The sequence below is a fragment of the Salinisphaera sp. PC39 genome (assembly GCF_040361335.1).
GTDB lineage: Bacteria > Pseudomonadota > Gammaproteobacteria > Nevskiales > Salinisphaeraceae > APNM01.
On sequence record NZ_APNM01000002.1, the window covers coordinates 56,114 to 74,083 of the forward strand.

The 17,970-nt window shown below is 68.0% G+C and carries 15 protein-coding genes; 10 read left to right on the forward strand and 5 right to left on the reverse strand.

The genetic code is table 11. The features are described from left to right. Window positions 1–9 precede the first annotated feature (9 nt). Both PC39_RS02640 and PC39_RS02645 read right to left on the reverse strand, forming a co-directional pair. Window positions 10–1,164, reverse strand: a complete 1,155-nt coding sequence (locus PC39_RS02640; protein ID WP_353251819.1) for an OmpA/MotB family protein — start codon at window positions 1,162–1,164, stop codon at window positions 10–12. Continuing rightward, complete coding sequence (locus tag PC39_RS02645; RefSeq protein WP_353251820.1) at window positions 1,151–3,979, reverse strand: M16 family metallopeptidase; 2,829 nt, start codon at window positions 3,977–3,979, stop codon at window positions 1,151–1,153. Before PC39_RS02645 ends, PC39_RS02640 begins: the two co-directional genes overlap by 14 nt. 71 nt (window positions 3,980–4,050) lie before the next feature. Here PC39_RS02645 and PC39_RS02650 point away from each other — a divergent pair, with 71 nt between their 5' ends. From PC39_RS02650 to PC39_RS02680, 7 genes are all read left to right on the forward strand, one after another. Beyond that, window positions 4,051–5,910, forward strand: coding sequence for an OPT family oligopeptide transporter (locus PC39_RS02650; protein ID WP_353251821.1), 1,860 nt, complete (start codon window positions 4,051–4,053; stop codon window positions 5,908–5,910). 78 nt (window positions 5,911–5,988) lie between these two features. Then, window positions 5,989–6,477 carry a DUF3015 domain-containing protein gene (locus PC39_RS02655; protein ID WP_353251822.1) on the forward strand — a complete coding sequence of 163 codons (489 nt, stop codon included), beginning with the start codon at window positions 5,989–5,991 and terminating at the stop codon, window positions 6,475–6,477. Window positions 6,478–6,579: 102 nt separating this feature from the next. Then, window positions 6,580–8,412, forward strand: coding sequence for an Lnb N-terminal periplasmic domain-containing protein (locus PC39_RS02660; protein WP_353251823.1), 1,833 nt, complete (start codon window positions 6,580–6,582; stop codon window positions 8,410–8,412). Then, a complete protein-coding gene (locus PC39_RS02665) occupies window positions 8,375–10,324 on the forward strand; it encodes a lipoprotein N-acyltransferase Lnb domain-containing protein (protein WP_353251824.1) in 1,950 nt (649 codons plus the stop codon). The genes PC39_RS02660 and PC39_RS02665 overlap by 38 nt, the downstream gene beginning before the upstream one ends. Window positions 10,325–10,357: 33 nt before the next feature. Further along, entirely contained in the window at window positions 10,358–10,903 is a 546-nt protein-coding gene (gene ampD, locus PC39_RS02670; protein WP_353252038.1) for a 1,6-anhydro-N-acetylmuramyl-L-alanine amidase AmpD, read from the forward strand. Continuing rightward, window positions 10,900–11,772 (forward strand): regulatory signaling modulator protein AmpE, encoded by an 873-nt coding sequence (gene ampE / locus PC39_RS02675; RefSeq protein ID WP_353251825.1) that lies wholly within the window; start codon window positions 10,900–10,902, stop codon window positions 11,770–11,772. Before ampD ends, ampE begins: the two co-directional genes overlap by 4 nt. A 64-nt stretch (window positions 11,773–11,836) precedes the next feature. Beyond that, window positions 11,837–12,610 (forward strand): inositol monophosphatase family protein, encoded by a 774-nt coding sequence (locus PC39_RS02680; protein ID WP_353251826.1) that lies wholly within the window; start codon window positions 11,837–11,839, stop codon window positions 12,608–12,610. 83 nt (window positions 12,611–12,693) lie between these two features. Here PC39_RS02680 and PC39_RS02685 read toward each other — a convergent pair whose 3' ends face one another. Beyond that, window positions 12,694–13,419, reverse strand: coding sequence for a histidinol-phosphatase (locus PC39_RS02685; protein ID WP_353252039.1), 726 nt, complete (start codon window positions 13,417–13,419; stop codon window positions 12,694–12,696). Window positions 13,420–13,547: 128 nt separating this feature from the next. Between PC39_RS02685 and PC39_RS02690 the strand changes: the two genes are divergently transcribed. Then, the gene (locus PC39_RS02690; RefSeq protein WP_353251827.1) at window positions 13,548–14,066 is read left to right on the forward strand and encodes an RNA pyrophosphohydrolase; all 519 of its coding nucleotides are present in this window, start codon (window positions 13,548–13,550) and stop codon (window positions 14,064–14,066) included. A 114-nt stretch (window positions 14,067–14,180) separates the two neighbouring features. Here PC39_RS02690 and PC39_RS02695 read toward each other — a convergent pair whose 3' ends face one another. Then, on the reverse strand, window positions 14,181–16,337 hold the full coding sequence (locus tag PC39_RS02695) for a TonB-dependent receptor family protein (RefSeq protein ID WP_353251828.1): 2,157 nt from the start codon (window positions 16,335–16,337) through the stop codon (window positions 14,181–14,183). Between the two features lie 284 nt (window positions 16,338–16,621). Here PC39_RS02695 and PC39_RS02700 point away from each other — a divergent pair, with 284 nt between their 5' ends. Together PC39_RS02700 and bfr are read left to right on the forward strand one after the other, a co-directional pair. Further along, window positions 16,622–16,852 carry a bacterioferritin-associated ferredoxin gene (locus PC39_RS02700; RefSeq protein WP_353251829.1) on the forward strand — a complete coding sequence of 77 codons (231 nt, stop codon included), beginning with the start codon at window positions 16,622–16,624 and terminating at the stop codon, window positions 16,850–16,852. Between the two features lie 141 nt (window positions 16,853–16,993). Next, the gene (bfr, locus tag PC39_RS02705) at window positions 16,994–17,476 is read left to right on the forward strand and encodes a bacterioferritin (protein WP_353251830.1); all 483 of its coding nucleotides are present in this window, start codon (window positions 16,994–16,996) and stop codon (window positions 17,474–17,476) included. 63 nt (window positions 17,477–17,539) lie between these two features. Here the strand turns inward: bfr and PC39_RS02710 are convergent, their stop codons facing one another. After that, complete coding sequence (locus PC39_RS02710; protein ID WP_353251831.1) at window positions 17,540–17,962, reverse strand: CopD family protein; 423 nt, start codon at window positions 17,960–17,962, stop codon at window positions 17,540–17,542. Between the last annotated feature and the right edge of the window lie 8 nt (window positions 17,963–17,970).

The window sequence follows — 17,970 nt, forward strand, 5'->3', positions numbered from 1 at the left end:
CGGGCCTAGTCAGCGGGCGAAGCCTCCGTCCTGACCGCCGCCGTTCCTGTCATCGGTCCCGGTGTCGCTTCCGCCGCCGGTTCCCGACCCGTTCCCGGTATCGACGGTATCCGAGGCCGATTGCGTTCCCGCGTCAGACGGTTCGGATCCGGCCGTCGCCTCCGCGGGATGGCCGCCTTCCACCAGGATTTCGATGCGACGGTTTTTCGCCCGGCCCGCCGCGGTGTCATTGTCGGCGATGGGACGCTGCTCGCCGTAGGCCCGCGCCTCCAGGATCGAGGGATCGACCCCGTTCTCGGCGAGGCGGCGCACCACCATCGTGGCGCGCGCGGCCGAGAGTTCCCAGTTGCTGGGATAACGCTTGCGCAGATAGGGCTTGAGCGGCTGGTCGTCGGTGTGGCCCTCCACGATCACCCGGGCGGGGTCGCGCGCGGCCAGGCGCTCCGCCAGGTCCAGGACGACTTCTTCCCCGGCCTCGGTGAGTTCGTGGCTGCCCGAGGGGAACAGGTTGGTCGAATCCAGGGTGATGCGTTCGCTCTCGCCGGATGCCGGCCGGGGTGCCGCACGCCGTGACTCGGGTTCGGCGGGTTCCCGCACGCGGTAGGCGATATCGAAGGTCAGGTCGTTCACGCCGCTGCCGGACCACGCCAGGGTGTTGCCGAGGCGGTTCCAGTCGCCGCCGCGGTTGGCGACGTAGTCGAGGATTTCGATGTTGTCGGGAAAGACCCAGATATAGGCGAAACGCTCGAAGTCCCCGGGCACCGTCCATTTGCCGAAGTGGCCGTTGGGCAGGGTCTCGCCGTCCCAGCTCCGGTAGGAGATGCGGCCGTCGGCGCCGTGCTCCAGGGCCGATTCGGGGAACCGGCCCGTCCGCATGATGGCGTAGCTGCCGGGCTCGAAGGTCAGCACCATGCGCCCGTTCTTGCGCTCGCGCTCGTAATTCGCCGGGTGGATATAGACATAGTCCTCCGGCCGTTCGCCCGGCTCCAGACTCAGGCGCCAGGTCGGGATGTCGGAGCGTACCGTCTTGTAGGCGGTGTAATGGCGGCCGTCGGCATGCAGGAAGACGATGTCCTCGCGCACGACACCGGCCTGCGCGGTCGCGGCGAAGGCCGACAGCGCCAGCAGACAGGCGGCCGCCGCCGCGCGTCTATTCCCCGCCATCGATCACTTCCACCGGGCCCCAGCCCAGGTCGCGGATGCCGGACTCGATCTTGTCCAGGTCGCCCACGACCACCCAGGTGAGCGAGTCGGGCGCCAACAGCGTGCGGGCGGCGTCGGTCAACGCCGCCTGTCCGAGCCCCTGGACCTTGTCGACATAGGTCTCGTAGTAATCGTCGGGCAGGTCGAAGACCACCGATTTGGCGAACGTGCCGGCGAGGTCCTGGCTGGTCTCGTTGTCGCCCGGCAGACTGCGGGTGAGATTCGCCTGCGCGGCCTCGATCTCCTCGGGACGCGGCGGGTTCTCGCCGCGGATGCCCTCGATTTCGGCCAGCATCTCGCGCATGGCCGGCGCCGTCTTGTCGATCTGCACGGAGGCGTAGGCCAGGAACGGCTGTTGCGCGCGGGCGTCCATCAGCAGGCTGCGCGCGCCGTAGGACCAGCTCTTGTCCTCGCGCAGGTTCAGGTTCAGCCGCGAGTTGAACATCCCGCCGAGAACGGCGTTGACCGTGGTCATGGGGATGTCCTCGGGGCTGGACTTGGGCGGCGCCAGGTTGCCGGCGATGACCGTCGCCTGGGTGGCGCCCGGCCGGTCCAGCAGATAGATGCGCGGCCGTTCCGCCGGCTTCAGATCCGGCAACCGCTTCTCCGGCGCCTCGGCGTCCTTCGCCGGTGCCCAGTCGCCGAAGTGCTTCTCCAGCAGCGGGCGCAACGTCTTCACGTCGGTGTCGCCGACCACGACCAGCGTGGCGTTGTCCGGCCGGATCCAATGCTTGTGGAAACGCTCCATCGCGGCCACGTCCAGGCCCTCGACGGCCGCCTGCGTGCCGCTGCCGGTCAGGGGGACGCCGTAGGCGTGATCGTCGCCGTAGAGCAGCGGCCCGAGGGTGCGCATCGCCAGGCTCGTGGGATTGGATTTCTCCTGCTGGATCTGGGCCAGCCGCTGTTGCTTGAGGCGGGACAGCTCGCGCTCGGGGAAGGCCGGGTGCCGGATGACGTCGGCATACAGCGCCAGTGAGTCGTCGAGCCGGGTGGTCAGGGCCGACAGGCTTACCGTCGAGGCGTCCAGCGACGAGCCGGCGGACAGTTGCGCGCCCAGGCGGTCCAGCTCGGCGCTGATCGCCAGGGCGTCGCGTTCCGCGGTGCCCTCGTCGAGCATCGCCAGGGCGAGGCTAGCGGTGCCGGGGGCGTCCGCCGGGTCGGCGGCGTAGCCGGCGTCCAGGATCATGCGGAACTGGACCAGCGGCGCCTGATGGCGCTCGGCGAGCCAGATCTTGAGACCGTTATCCAGCTCGAAGCGCTCGATCCCTGGCAGGTCCAGCGAGGGTGCGTCGCCGATGTCCGGGAGCTGTGAACGGTCGACGTCGGTGCCGGTGACGCCGTGCTCGCCGAAGGGATGGACCTCCAGTACGTAGACGCCGTCGTCGAGCCAGCGGCGGGCGGTGTCGCGCACGGCGGTCGTGTCGGCGTCGCGCAGCGTGGCGAGATAGTCCTCGTAGGCCGCCGGGTCGTCCTGGAAGATCTCGCCGCGGGCCAGGATGTCGGATTTGCCGCCGAAGCCGCCGATGCGTTCGAGCCCGCGCAGGAAACCGGACGCGATATTGGTCTTGCTGCGGCGCAGTTCGTCGGCGGTCGGCCCTTCCTCCAGGAACCGGGCGAGTTCCTCGTCGAGCGCGGCCTCGACCTCGGCGAGATCCTGGCCGGGTTTGGCCGTGGCCTGAACCACGAACTGCGAGCCCAGTTCCTTGCTCCAGACGAAAGCGCTGACATCGGTCGCGATCCGGTCCTCGTAGACCAGGCGCCGGTAGAAGCGACTGGTCTTGGAGCCGGCCAGCAGGTCGGTCACCAGATCGAGCCGCGTGCTGTCGGCGGCGCCCTCGGGCGGTACGTTCCACACCTTGTAGATGCGGGCCTGCGGCACGCGGTCCTGCATGACCTGGCGGTGCTCGCCTTCCATCTCGGCGATCCAGGTCTTCTGCTTGTCGAGCGGCGGGCCGGCGGGGATGTCGCCGAAGTAGCGGGTCACCTTCTCGCGGGCCGTCTCGGTATCGATGTCGCCGGCCAGTACCAGCACCGCGTTGGAGGGGCCATAGTAGCGTTTGAACCAGGCGCGCACATCTTCCAGCGAGGCCGCCTTCAGATCCTCCTCGGAACCGATGGTCGACCAGGAGTAGGGGTGGCCCTCGGGATAGGTGTTGGGCGGCAGCAGCTCCCAGACCTCGCCGTAGGGTTGGTTCGCACGCTGCTTCTTCTCGTTGAGCACCACGCCGCGCTGCTCGTCCAGGCGGGCTTGGTCGACCGCGCCCAGGAAATGCCCCATGCGGTCGGATTCCATCCACAGGGCCATGTCCAGCGCCGGGGTCGGCACGTTGGCGAAATAGTTGGTGCGATCGGTGTTGGTGGTGCCGTTCATCTGGGTCGCGCCGGCGCGCTCGAAGGGCTCGAAGTACTCACCCTCCCAGTGCTCGCTGCCCTGGAACATCAGGTGTTCGAACAGGTGGGCGAAACCGGTCTGCGACGGGCCTTCGTCCTTGGAGCCGACGTGATACCAGATGTTGACCGCCACGATCGGTGCCTTCCGGTCCTCGTGCACGATCACGGTCAGCCCGTTCTCGAGCCGGAACTTCTCGTACGGGATGTCGATCTCCGGCAACTCGATGCCGGCATCGACGCCGTCGCCCGTGGTTTGCGCCGATGCCGATCCGTTCTCGGCGGCCGGTTCGGGGCGGTCGCCGCCGCCCTGGGGGTCGCAGGCGGCCAGGATCAGGGCGAGCGGCAGGAAAAGCGGCAGACGGATACGTTGGGCAGTCGCGGGCACGGGCAGAGTCCTCCTCGGTCTTGGCCGGCAGCTTAGCAGTGAGCGCGCACAGGGGCTAAACTGCAGCGACCATGGGGGAGGAAACAAGTTCCCGAGCCGAGTCGGTCCAGCTCACGCCGCGCGCGTTGGTGCTGGGCGTGTTGTTGTCGGTGCTGCTGGCGGGGGCCAATGCCTACCTGGGCCTGTTCGCCGGCCTGACGGTGTCCGCGTCGATCCCGGCGGCGGTGGTGTCGATGGCGGTGCTGCGGGCGTTGCGCGACGGCGGCATCCTTGAGAACAACATCGTCCAGACCTCGGCCAGCGCGGGCGAGGCCCTGGCGGCGGGTGCCATCTTCACCCTGCCGGCCCTGGTGTTGCTCGGCTTCTGGGACGACTTCCCCTATCTCTGGGTGATGTTCCTGACCGGCGTGGGCGGTCTCCTGGGCGTGGCCCTGACCGTGCCGCTGCGCCACGCACTGATCGGCGAGCTCAAGCTGCCGTTCCCGGAGGGCGCCGCGACCGCCGAGGTGTTGCGGGCGGGTCACGGCCGTGCCGGCGGCATCGCACCGCTGCTCATGGGCGCCGCGATCGCCGCCGCCGCCAAGTTGGCCACCGGCGGCCTGCGGCTCTGGCAGGGGGCCGCGGAGGCGGCCGGCCAGGTCGGCGGCGCGGTCGTCTATGCGGGCGCCAACCTGTCGCCGGCGCTGCTGGCCGTGGGCTACATCGTCGGTTTCAACGTCGCGGTGCTGGTATTCGCCGGCGGCCTATTGAGCTGGGGCGTGGCGCTGCCCGCCTATGCGGTATGGACCGATGCCGAGATCGGCGGCGACCCGCTGGGCACGGCCTGGCGGCTCTGGAGCGGGCATATCCGTTATCTGGGCGTGGGGGCCATGCTGGTCGGCGGCCTGTGGGCGCTGTGGTCGATGCGCGGCTCGCTGGTCGCGGGCTTCGCCCGCGTCGGGGCCATCGGCGGGATCGGCGGCGGCGACGACCTGCCACGGTCGCTGCTGGTCCTGCTCACGGGGGCGGCCGGTGTCGCCATGTATCTGCTCTACTGGCGCGTCCTCGGCTCGCCGGTCGCGGCGCTGCCGGTGACCGGCGCGATGCTCGCGGCGGCGTTGGTGTTCTCGGCCGTGGCCGCCTATATGGCGGGCCTGGTGGGGTCTAGCAACAACCCCGTCTCGGGGGTCACGATCGCCACCATCCTGGTCACGGCCCTGGGTCTCCTGCTGTTCCTGGGGCAGACACAGACCGGCCCGGTGACGGCCGTGCTGGTCGGCACCGTGGTCTGCTGCGCCGCCGCGATCGGCGGCGACAGCATGCAGGACCTGAAGGCCGGGGCGCTGCTCGGGGCCACGCCCTGGCGCCAGCAGGTGGCCCAGCTCGTGGGCGTGCTCAGCGCCATGTGCGTGCTCGCGCCGGTGCTGTCCCTGCTGCTCAACGCCTATGGCATCGGACCGCCCACCGAGGCCCATCCGCAACCGCTGCCCGCGCCCCAGGCCAGTCTCATGGCGGCGGTCGCCGAGGGGGTCTTCGGCGGGCACCTGCCGTGGACCATGGTGGTCGCCGGCGCCGGTGTCGGCGCCCTGGTGATCGCCGCAGACGAGTGGCTGCGGCGACGGGAAGCCGGGTTCCGGATGCCGGTGCTGGCGGTCGCCGTCGGCATCTACCTGCCGCTGGAATTGTCGGTGCCGATCGCGCTGGGGGGCGCGATTGCCTGGTGGGCGGGCGCCCGCGGCCAGGGGGCCGGTCTGCTCGCCGCCGCCGGGCTGATCACCGGCGAGGCCCTCACCGGCATCCTGCTCGCGATACCCATCGCCGTGACCGGCGAGCGCGAAATCCTGGCGGTGGCGGACGGCGGCCTGGGGCCGTGGCCCGGGATGCTGTTGGTGGTGTGGTTGTGCTGGTGGCTGTCGCGGGTGACGGCCGCTGTTGCAAATCCGCGCACCTGACCTAAGATGGAACCTACTCATGCTGTGCGTGGGTATGTCTGGATTGATGGAACCGATACCGAAAACGGGGAGATAGTGATGAGGAAGACTCTGATCCTGGCGGCGACGTTGCTGTGCGGTGCGAGCATGTCCGCCCACGCGGTGGCGCCGGGCGGCCCGGGCTGCGGCTGGGGCAACCTGGTGTTCGAGGGCAAGAGCGGCCTGCCGGTGCATCTGCTGGCGACCATCGTCAACGGCACCTCGGGCAACAAGACCTTCGGCATGACCAGCGGCACCAATGGCTGCAATACCAGCGGCGCGCTGACCTACGGCGGCAAGAGCCTGCTGACCAAGAACGGTGTGCTCGAAGAGGTCGCTCAGGATATGGCCGTGGGCGAGGGCGAGGCGCTGACCGCCCTGTCCGTGTCCATGGGTATCAAGGCCGAGGATCGTGCCCGCTTCAACCAGTTGATGCACGAAAACTTCGCGAGCGTTTTCCCGAACGAGAACGTCACCGCCGAGGAAGTGATGAACAACATCGTCGCGGTCATGCGGCGCGACAAGCAGTTGTCCACCTACCTGACCTGAACCGCCGGCTAGTCCGTGCGAATCGTGCCCCGCCCCTGCGGCGGGGCACTTTTGTTGGGCGGGCGATGGCCGCGCCGCCCACCCTTACTGTTCCTGGACCGCATGCGCGCCATCGTTCTTTTCGTGCTCTTGTCCGGCCTGGGTGGTGCGACCGCCGCGGCCGGAGAACCGGATTTCGCCGCGCTGGCGGAGACCCCCCGCTGGCGCGCCCTCATGCATGTCAATCCGGGCGCCACCCTGCGCGATGTCGGCGCGAGTTACGTGGACGACGAGGCTTTCTTCCTGGCCGGGGACGGCAAGCGAAATCCCGAGGCCGAGCTGCGCGCCAGTTGGCGCGCGCTGCGTGAACCGGCCGCAGAGGCGCGTTGCCGTTTCCCGGCCCGCTATCGCTTTCTCGACGAACGGCTCGGCTGGAATGAAGATGCGCCGCTTGCGCATTGCGGGGAATACCAGCAGTGGCGCGACGATATGCCCATCGGCCAGTTGGTGCTGGTCTTCCCGGCCGCCTACCTGAACAGCCCGTCCTCCATGTTCGGCCACACGCTGCTGCGGCTGGACGAGCGGCCGGACCCCGATGCGGTCTGGCTGTCGCGCTCCATCAATTTCGGCGCCCAGGTGGATGCCGAAGAAAACTCGATTCTCTATATCTGGCGCGGCCTGGCCGGCGGATATCCCGGCCAGTTCTCGGTGGTGTCCTATGTCGACAAGATCCGCGACTATGCCTTCATCGAGAACCGGGACATGTGGGAGTACGCCCTTGATCTCGAGCATGACGAACTGGATTGGCTGGTCCGGCATCTGTGGGAATTGCGGGATATCAATTTCGACTACTTCTTTTTCGACGAGAACTGCTCGTTCCGGCTGCTTGAACTGATCAAGGTGGCCCGGCCATCGGCGCCGCTGCTGGAGGGCTACCGCTTCGCCGAGCTGCCCCTGAACACGGTACGGACCCTGTATGCCGCGGACCTGGTGATCGAACGCCGCTATCGGCCCTCCAAGCTGACGCAACTGCGGCACAGCGCGGATCGGCTGGACGCCGACGAGCTGGCGTTCGCGGAGGCTTTGGTGCGCGACCCGAGCGTCGCCGACAGCCCCCGGTTCCGTTCTTACCCCGGTGAGCGCCGGCACCTGATGGCCCTGACGGCGTACCGGGCGGTACGGGTGCGACACCGCGACCAGGAACGCACCCGGCAGGCGGCGAGCGACAGCCTGGCGCTGCTGCGGGTGGTCCAGCGTAATCCGGCGCCGCCCGAGGAGCCCGTGCCGGCGCCGCCGCCGCCCGAGAGCGGCCACCGCACCCAGATGGCGAGTTTGGCGGCGGGACGGCGCGGCGGTTCGGATTACCTGGAGGCGGGTTACCGATTGACCTACCACGATCTGCTGGACCCGATTACCGGTTTCCTGCCCGGTGCGGGCATCGAGGGGCTGGATTTGAGGGTACGCCTGGACGAATCGGAGGGGCTGATCCTGGAGCGCCTCGACCTGGTCAATATCCGGTCCCTGGCGCCGCGGGGGACGTTCGAGAAACCGGTCTCCTGGTTCGTGCACGGCGGCATGGAACGCATCGTCGAGGGTGACGCGCGCCGGACGGGCCTGTTCCTGGAGGGCGGCCCCGGTGCGAGCTGGCGGTTTGGCGGTCTGATGCCCTACACCTTCTTGGTGGGGCGGGCGGAGACCGTCAGCGGTCGCGAACCGGCGGTGACGCTCGCCGGCGGCGCCGAGATCGGCGCCGTCCATTACACCGGGGGCGCGCAACTGGGTGTCGATTTACAGGCCCTGGCGCTGGATGACGGCAACGACCGTTATCGTGCGCGCCTGAGTGTCGGGATACCGCTGGCGCGTAACCAGGCGTTGCGCGGCTGGTGTGCCCACGAGGCCTGGCAAGGGCGCGAGGACAATGCTTGTCAGTTGGGTTGGCGTCACTATTTCGACTAGCCGGTTGGTGCTGTTCCTGATCGCATCGTTGGCGGGCGGCGTCGCCCGCGCGGGCGATATCGAATCCCTGCAATCGCGTGCCGTCGCTCTCGACCTGGCGCAGAGCGCGCATTGGCACGCCCTGATGCACTACGAGCCGGACCGGCTCGGCGGCGGCGTCACCAGCGCGGTCGTGCCGGACTGGTTCTTTCTCGCGGGCGCGGGCCGCACCGATCCCGCCGCCGAGCTGGCCGCGACCCTGGCCGCGTTCTTCGAGAGCGCGCCGGTCGGCCCCCGCGACCTGCCGGTGCGCTGTGCGTTTCCGGCGCGGTTCCGGTTCCTGGAACGGCGCCTGGATATCGATCGCGGGCGTCTGCCCGCGGTCGACTGCGACGCCTTCGAGCGCTGGCGCCGGGCGCTCGACGCACGCGCCGTGCGGTTGGTGTTTCCTTCCGCCTATCTCAACAGCCCGGCCTCCATGTTCGGGCATACCCTGCTGCGGATCGACGGCGGCGAGTCGGCGCGCGGCGGTGAGTTGCTCTCGTACGCGGTCAATTTCGCCGCCGAGACCGGCGACGAGCGGGGGCCGGTGTATGCGTTCAAGGGGCTGACCGGCGGCTATCCCGGTATCTACGGCGTCTTTCCCTATTACGAGAAGGTGCGCGACTACGCCTGGATCGAGAACCGGGACATCTGGTCCTATCCGCTGGCGCTGAGCGATGCCGAGATCAAGCGGCTGGTGGCGCACCTATGGGAACTGGACGGCGTCACCTTCGACTACACCTTCCTGAGCCGGAACTGTGCCTATCAGCTCCTGACGCTGCTGGAGGTGGCGCGGCCGTCGTTGCGGGCCTCGGAGCGCTTCGGCTGGTACGCGATCCCGGCGGATACCATCCGCGCCCTGGCGGCGACGCCGGATCTGCTGGGCGAGCCGGCTTACCGGCCCGCCCTGGCAACCGTCCTGCGGGCCGAGGCGGCGCGCCTGGATGCCCCGCGGCGGACGCTCGCCCGGTCCGTCGCCGCGGGTCGGGCGGCGCCGGACGGGGATGCCGTGGCCGCGCTGCCGCGGGAGACCGCCGCGCGGGTGCTGGAGGTCGCGCACGACCTGCTTTATTACCGTTTGCAGACGGGTGGGGCCGCGGCGGCCGCACGCCCGCGTCTGGAAGCGATCCTCGAGGCCCGTAGCCGTCTGGGTGGCCGGTCGGGTGTGTCGTCGCCACCGCCGCCGGGCCCCGGTCCGCATGCGGGGCATCCGACCGCGCGTGTCGCCTTCGGCGGTGTCTGGACGGACGACGGATTCCGTCTGGGTGCCCGTTTGCGTCCGGGCTATCACGATCTGCTCGATCCCCCGGCGGGCTATCCGGCCGGGGCCGGTATCGAGCTTCTGGACATCGGCCTGCGCTTCGATCCGGACACCGGCGATGCCAGACTCGCCGATCTCGTGCTGCTGGGTATCGAGTCCCTGGCCTCGCGCGGCGACCTGATCCGGCCGGTGTCGTGGCGTGTGAGCACGGGGCTTCGGCGACGGCCGTCCCCGGCCCCTTTCGGGGACGGGCGTTCGCGGCTGGGCCTCTATGCCGAGGGCGGGCCGGGGGTGGCATGGGGAGATTTCCGTTCGCTGGCGGGGTATGCGTTCGCCCTGGGCTCGGCGGATGCGAACCGGGCCCTTGATGCGGACCATGCCGTGGCCGCCGGCGGCAGCATCGGCCTCCTGGCCCGGCCGGCGGCCGGATGGCATCTGCGCGCCGAGGTCGGTGGCCTGTCCCCGGTCGCCGGCGACGACAGTCGCCGGCGCTGGGCGGAACTGCACCAGCAGTGGGATCTGCCGTCGGCGGGCGGCATCGGCCTCGGTCTCAGGCTGACCGTCGGCTGGCGCGACGAACGCGGCAGGGACGCGGCGCACGCGGCGTTGGGGCTGCAGACCTATTTCTGAGCCGGCTTTGCAGTAGACTTTCGTTTCATGGAGCTGTCGATCGACAACGGCTGGCTACGGGGTGCACGGGCCGTGCCCTCGCCCAACCGCGACGAGCGACCGGCGGACGTGGCGGTCGATCTGCTGGTGATCCACGGCATCAGCCTACCGCCGGGGCAGTTCGGCGGGCCCTGGATCGAGGCCTTGTTCCGCAATCGGCTGCCGCCGTCGCGCCATCCCTATTTCGCGGGGATCGCGGACCTGCGGGTGTCGGCGCATCTCCTGATCCGGCGCGACGGCGAGCTGGTCCAGTTCGTGCCCTTCCACGAACGGGCCTGGCACGCGGGGGAGTCGCGCTTCGGCGATCGCACGCGCTGCAACGATTTTTCCGTCGGCATCGAGTTGGAGGGCACGGACGACCGGCCCTATGCCGATGTCCAATACGAGCGCCTCGGTGCCGTCGCGCGAGCCTTGATGGCGCACTATCCGGCGATTGCCACGGACCGTATAGTGGGGCACAGCGATATCGCCCCGGGCCGCAAGACCGATCCGGGACCGGCCTTCGACTGGGCCGAATTCCACCGGCAGTTGCAACCGTGAACCTGATCGCCATCGTCATCGCGCTCGCCGTCGAACGGCTGCTCAGCCGGATCAGTCGCTGGCGGCAATACGACTGGTTCGGACGTTACCTGGAGCGTCTCCATGGTCTGGGCGTGCTCTCGCCGCTGCGCGACTCCGCCTGGGGATTGGTGGTGCTGGCGCCGCCGCTGGTCGTGGTCGCGGTATTGCAGTCGTTGCTGGGCGGGGGCGTATGGTCCCTGGTGGGCCTTGTGTTCGCGGTGGCGGTCCTGGTGTTCGCGCTCGGCCCGCGCGACCTCTGGTACGACGTCCGCGAGCTGATCGCGGCGCGCACCGCGGGCGATCGCGATCGCGTATTGCACCTGACCGGCAAGCTGCACGGCCGCGGGGCGGCGCGCGCGGGCGACCTGCTGGGCGCCGTCGTCGTGGCGGGCCACGAACGCATGCTCGCCGTCCTGTTCTGGTTCTTCCTGCTGGGCCCGTTGGGCGCGGTCCTGTACCGTCTTGCCTCGGCGTTGCCCGCGCGCCTGGACGAGCTCGGTGCCGGCGACGGTCTGCTGGAGGCCGCGGTGCGTTTCCACGCGATCCTGGCCTGGCCGTCACAGCGCGTGGCGGCGCTGCTCTACGGGCTCGCCGGCAGCAGCGATGATGCCATCGCCGGTTGGCGGCGCGCGCACGCGGCGGAATGCGCCGACTGGGCGGACCGCGGCTGGCGCGTGCTGGCCGAGACCGGTACCGGTGCCCTGCAGATGGAGGAGGGCACCGCGCACGAGAGCGTCGAGATGGACGTGGACGACCGCCTGCGCGAGGCGTTGGGATTGGTCTCGCGCAGCCTGGTGCTGATGCTGGCGCTTCTGGCCGCGTTCACGATCGGCGGCTGGATGGCCTGACAGGGGTTGTTTCCAAGTGTCGGAATTCCGGGTCGGCATGCCCGAGCCGAGGGAGTGTTTTGTTATGAGTCTTGAGGCGTTTCTGGAGAAGGCGGTGGAGGCCGCCCGGGCGGCGGAGGAAGTCATCCGCCATTACTATCACGGGGAGTTCGATGTCGAGCGCAAGGCCGACGCCTCGCCGGTCACGGTGGCGGACATCGAGAGCGAACGCGCGATCAAGGGCGTGCTGTCCAAGGCCTTCCCCGGTCACGGCTTCTACGGCGAGGAGCTTGGGCGCGAGACCCCCGATGCGGAATACGTGTGGCTGATCGATCCGATCGACGGCACCAAGAGCTTCGTCCGGGGCTATCCCTTCTTCTCCACCCAGATCGCTCTCATGCACCGTGGCGAATTGATCTGCGGCGTGTCCAACGCGCCTATGTTCGGCCGCGGCGAGCTGGCCTGTGCCGCGGCGGGCATGGGCGCCACCCTGAACGGCGAGCCGATCCGGGTCAGCGAGGTGGACGATCTCGCGGACGCGACGCTGTCGATGGGCAATATCGCGACCCTGGCCGGGTCGTCCCGCTGGCAGGCGCTGGGAGACCTGATCCGCCGGGTTCATCGCATCCGCGGCTATGGCGACTTCTACCACTACCACCTGCTCGCCAGCGGGCGCATCGACCTGATCGTGGAGTCGGATCTGAACATCCTCGACATCGCGGCCCTGACCGTGATCCTGCGCGAGGCGGGCGGCCGGATCACCGATCTGGAAGGTGGCCCCATCGACCTGGACACGACCAGCGTGTTCGCCGGCAACGGCCGCGTGGACGCCGCGGCGCGGGAGATCCTGTTCGGTTAGTTATATAGCCACGGATTACACGGATGGACACAGATTAAGATCGAAAAGTCTGTTGCCCAACGAAATCCGTGTGATCGGTGGATTCACTTCTTCGCTGTGCGGTTTTGGCTCTCTATGTCGGCCGCGACGCGCTCGAACACGTCCTCCGCGTCCTCGCCGCGCAGGCTGACGACGGGCCAGCCGCGCTCGCCCGCCGCCTCGGCCAGGGTCTCGTCGGGGTCCACCGCCACCGGGTGATCGACATGCTCCAGCAGGGGCAGGTCGTTGTGGGAGTCGGAGTAGAACCAGATCCGCCCGACGCGCTCCGGCCGGGTCTCCAGCCATTGCCGCAGGCGTTCGACCTTGCCCTCGCGGTAGCAGGGCGTGCCGGCGATGGCGCCGGTGTAGCGTTCCCCGTTGCGTTCGGGTTCGGTGGCCAGCAAGTCGCCGACCTGCAGTAGTTCCGCGATAGGCTCGGTCACGAAGCGGTTGGTCGCGGTGATGATGGCCAGCGCGTCGCCGCGGGCCCGGTGCGCCGCGAGCAGCCGCGGCGTGCCGCGGGCCACGATCGGGCGGATGCACTCCTCGACGAAGCGGGCCCGCAGCGCCCGCATCTCCGACAGCGGATTGTCCAGCAGCGGCTGGAGCGCGAACCGCTGGAAGGCGTGAATGTCCAGCTCGCCCGCCTTGTACTGCTCGTAGAAACGGCGGTTGGTGGTCTCGTGGGTATCCGCGTCCACCACCCCCGATTCCACCAGGAAGCGGCCCCAGAGGTAATCGCTGTCGCCGGCGAGCAGGGTGTTGTCCAGGTCGAAGAGGGCGAGGTGCATCGGTTCGGTGTCATCCGTCATGGCGCGCCGCAGCATACGATACCCGCCGCGGGCGGCCAAGCGAGGCGCTTTGCCGCCCGCGAAAGGTTTGTGAAAGAATCGAGGCATTACAGTCATAGAGACCTGCCGTGATCGACGAGGAGGGCTTTCGCGCAAACGTCGGCATCGTGCTCGGCAATACCGATGGCCGGGTGTTCTGGGGCAAGCGGGTGGGCCAGGATGCCTGGCAGTTCCCGCAGGGCGGCATCCACCGTCACGAGAGCCCCGAGGACGCCCTGTTCCGCGAGCTGGAAGAGGAGATCGGCCTGCGCGCCGAGCACGTCCGTATCCTCGGCAGCACCCGCGGCTGGCTGCGCTACCGCCTGCCGCGTCGTTTCGTCCGCCGCCACCGCCGGCCCGTTTGCATCGGCCAGAAGCAGAAGTGGTTCTTCCTGGCCCTGGAGGCGCCGGAATCCTGCGTGCGCTTCGACGTCAGCGACAAGCCCGAGTTCGACGGCTGGCGCTGGGTGGACTATTGGCAGCCCGTGCGCGAGGTGGTGTTCTTCAAGCAATGCGTCTATCGTCGCGCGCTCCAGGAGCTGGCGGAGTGCCGGGATGCGTTGTGCGGCGCCGTGACCGCGGATGGCGGGATCACCTCGCAGGGTTGATGCGACAGTCCGAATAAAAAGGGCCCGGCAGAGCCGGGCCAGCTTCGCGGGAGAGGACCCGGACCGACGGGGACTGGGTTGGGGTGTCGGTCCGGACCCTTTGCGGTTCGTTGATCAGTTGAAATCGGCTTCGAGTCCCATGTAGACGAAGCGCGGCTTACCCGGTCTCGGGCCGTGCGGCAGGCGCGAGGCCATGTATTCCCGGTCGAGCAGGTTGTGGGCGCCGGCAAGCAGGCGCCAGCCGTTGTCCAGCCGGTACTTGGCGCTGGCATCGACCACGAAGAAGCTGTCGATGCGGCCGAAGCGCGCGTCCGGGTTGCCGCTCGGGTCGACCTGTCGGCTGGTGTTGCTGGCACTGGCGAACGACGAGTCGACGTAGGTGCCGGTCAGATCCACTTTCCAGCGCGCCGCTTCCAGGGCGGCGCCCACGGTGAACTGATAGTCGGGGATGTAGGGAACCTCGTTGCCGTCGTCGCCCCCGGAGAAGATCGACTCCGCGTCGCCGGAGGTCGAGGCGTTGGCGATCTCGGCGTCGGTGTAGGTGGCGGATACGAACAATGGCGTGCTCACGGCCCAGCCGCGCGCGATCGAGGGATCCCAGGCCAGGGACAACTCCACGCCCTGGCTCACGACCTCGCCCACGGACGTGGTTTCGCCGCTGCCGCCCGCGCTGGCACCGACATTGTCGACCACCACCAGGTCGTCGAAGTCGGTGCGGAAAACCGTTACCTCGCTGCGCAGGCTCCGGGCGTCGTTGCTGAAGCGTACGCCGGCCTCCGTGGACAGGCTGGTCTCCTCCTTGAGGTCGCTGCGGATCGCCGCGCGGGGGCCGGGCGGTGAGAACCCGCGGAACACGCCGCCGAAGAAGCTCCAGTTGGCGTTCTGTCGCCAGGTGGCGCCGATACCGCCGCCGAGCAGATCCAGGTCGTCCTCGCCGCTGTCGGGAGAGCCGCCGCCGTCGGAACGGCGCTGGTCCTGTTCGTATTCGAGGTCCAGCCGCTCGAAGCGGATGCCGGGCGTGATGGTCAGCCGCCCCATGCGAATCCGGTCGTCGACGTTGACCGCGACCGCCAGGGTTTCCTGTATCCGGTCGCCGGCGGCGCCCTCGGGTTGGACCTGGCGGTCGCTGATGGTGCCGTTGGCCTCCTGCGTGAACACTTCATCCTGCTGGAAGCGATCGATCTGGTCGCCGTGCACGCGCAGGCCGACGGACAGTTCGTGTTCCGCGCCGCCGGTTGCGAATCGGTGACTCAGCAGGCTGTGGATGCCGCGGCTGTAGTACTCGCGGCTGTTGTTGCGATTGGTGAATTGGCCCGCGGCCTCGCCCTTGAGGACGGCCAGGTCGTTGCCCCCCTCGGCCAGGGCGCGGCTGAGGTTGTTGCCGTTGACGCTGGCGAGCTTGAACCAATTGCGCTCGAACTCATTGTTATAGATCACCGTCGACAGGTCGGTGGCATCCGATAACGCGATGAAGTGGCTCAAGGCCACGCGGTCCTGCTGCGTGGCGATGTTGTCGAAGCGGCTCGCCGAGTAGCGGCGGTACGGGTCGGTCCGAAAATCCCGGTCGGTGAGACCGAGGTAGGTCTCGTCGGCGTCGATGTCGGTGCGGCCGAGCTTCAGCTCGAAGCGCTGATAGACGCCGCTGTCCGGTTCCCAGGAGAATTTCAGGTTGAAGTCGTCGTTCTCAAGGCCGGTCTCGTCGGTGTCCCGGAAATCCGGCGTGCCGTCGATGTGCTTGAAGCCGTCTGTGCGGCGGAAGAAGCCTTCCGCCAGGAAGCCGACACGGCCGGCGCCGGTCGTGACGGTATCGCCGTACCAGGCGTGCGTGCGCAATTCGTCATCATCGCCGTACAGCAGCTTGAAATATCCGGCTTCGTTACCGGGAATTTCCGTGGACAGGTAGTTGATCACGCCGCCCGTGATGTGCGGGCCGTGGCGGACCTGGCTGGAGCCCTTGAGCACCTCCAGACCGCGCATGCGGCCGGCGGTCGGTGAATAGTAGGCCGACGGCGCGGAATAGGGGGCGGGCGCCTGTGGTACGCCGTCCTCGAGGATCATGACCTTGGCGCTGCGGCCGGGATCGACGCCGCGCAGGCTGATGTTGGGGAACAGCCCGTAGCCGTCCTCCTCGCGGATGTAGACGCCGGGGACCTTGCGTAGGGCGCGGTTGACATCGTCGTACGACTGGTCGCGCAAGTCGTCGGTGTCCAGGTAGCTGCCCGAGCCGGGCAGGGTTTCCACTGCCTCCTTGGAGCCGATTACCTCGAGCATTTCGAGTTCGCGCGTTCGCTCGTCCTCGGCCGCGGCGGACCATGCGACAGCGACTAGGCTCGCGCCCAGAAAGCGTATACCAAAGCGTGTCATGCGTATTCCCCCTTGTAAGAACCGTGCTCTCCCGACACGGCGAGACCGTTTGCTGCCAGGCAGCCGAGCGGCATGGATTTTAATGATAAAGATTATCATCCGCAATAACGAATCCGGGCGCATGCCGACGTCGATATAGTTGACACTTATTCGCATTCGCGTTCTACTGGTGCCCGAATGAGGGTCTAGCCATGTACGTCTGTCTCTGCAAACAGGTCACCGACGGTGACATCCGGGCCGCGGTCGAAAACGAGGGCGCCGCTTCCATGCGCGATCTGCGGCGCCAGCTCGGCGTGGCCACCTGCTGCGGGTGCTGCGCGCCGTGCGCGCGCGAGGTCCTGGCCGTGGCGCTCCAGGAGCGCGAGCAGGCGTTCGCCGACGATGTGCTGCCGGCGGCGAATCCCGCCCTGCAACCGGGGTGAGACGCGCGACAGGCGTTCCCGCGCTTGCGAATGCGAAAAAGAATCAGTTGAAAATTCTGTAAAAACAAGCGCTTGGCTTGTCATCCGGGACCTGCCTGCTATACTCGCCGTTCATCAACACCGCGATGCCCGGAGGCGGTCATGAAAGGCGACGCGAAGGTAATCGAGTATCTCCAGAAGGGCCTGAAGCTCGAGCTGACGGCGATCAACCAGTATTTCCTGCACGCCCGCATGTATCAGGACATGGGCCTGAACGAACTGGGCGGCAAGGAATACAAGGAATCCATCGAGGAGATGCAGCACGCGGACCGCTTCATACAGCGGATCCTGTTCCTCGAGGGCCTGCCCAACCTGCAGGAATTGGGCAAGCTGCGCATCGGCGAGACCGTGCCCGAGATGATCGAATGCGATCTCGCGGCCGAGTACGAGTCGCACGCCTTCTACAAGGAAGCCGTCGCCTATTGCGAGAAGGTCGGCGACTACGCGTCCCGCGCCCTGTTCGTCGATATCCTGGAGGACGAGGAAGAGCACATCGACTTCCTGGAGACCCAGCTCGGCCTGATCGACAAGCTCGGCCTGCAGAACTACCTCCAGACCCAAGCGGGAAATCCGAACGAAGAATGATTGGTGGTCCGTGAGTTCGTGATTCGCCGAGTCATGCGGATCACCAATCACGAATCACGGTCGTTAAAACGGCTTGACGACGGCCAGCACCACGATCGCGATCAGGAACGCCCCGGGCACCTCGTTCATGAGGCGGAAGTAACGGCTGCTGCCGCGATTGCGGCGCTCTCGGAAGCGCTTGACCTGGATCTGGCACCAGCCGTGGTAGCCGATCAAACCCGCCACCAGCAGCAGCTTGACGTGCATCCAGCCGTTGCCGGCCAGCCATGCCGAGCCGTAGGCGAGCAACAGCCACAGGCCCAGGCCGATGGTCAGTAGGGCGCCGATCCCCATGATCGCCGAGAGCCGACGCTCCATGACGCAGAAACGCGCGTGGCTGATCTCGTCGGTGGTGTCGGCGTGGTAGACGAACAGCCGCGGTAGATAGAACAGGCCTGCGAACCACGTGACCATGAACACGATATGAAAGGCCTTGATCCAGAGCATGCGTCCTC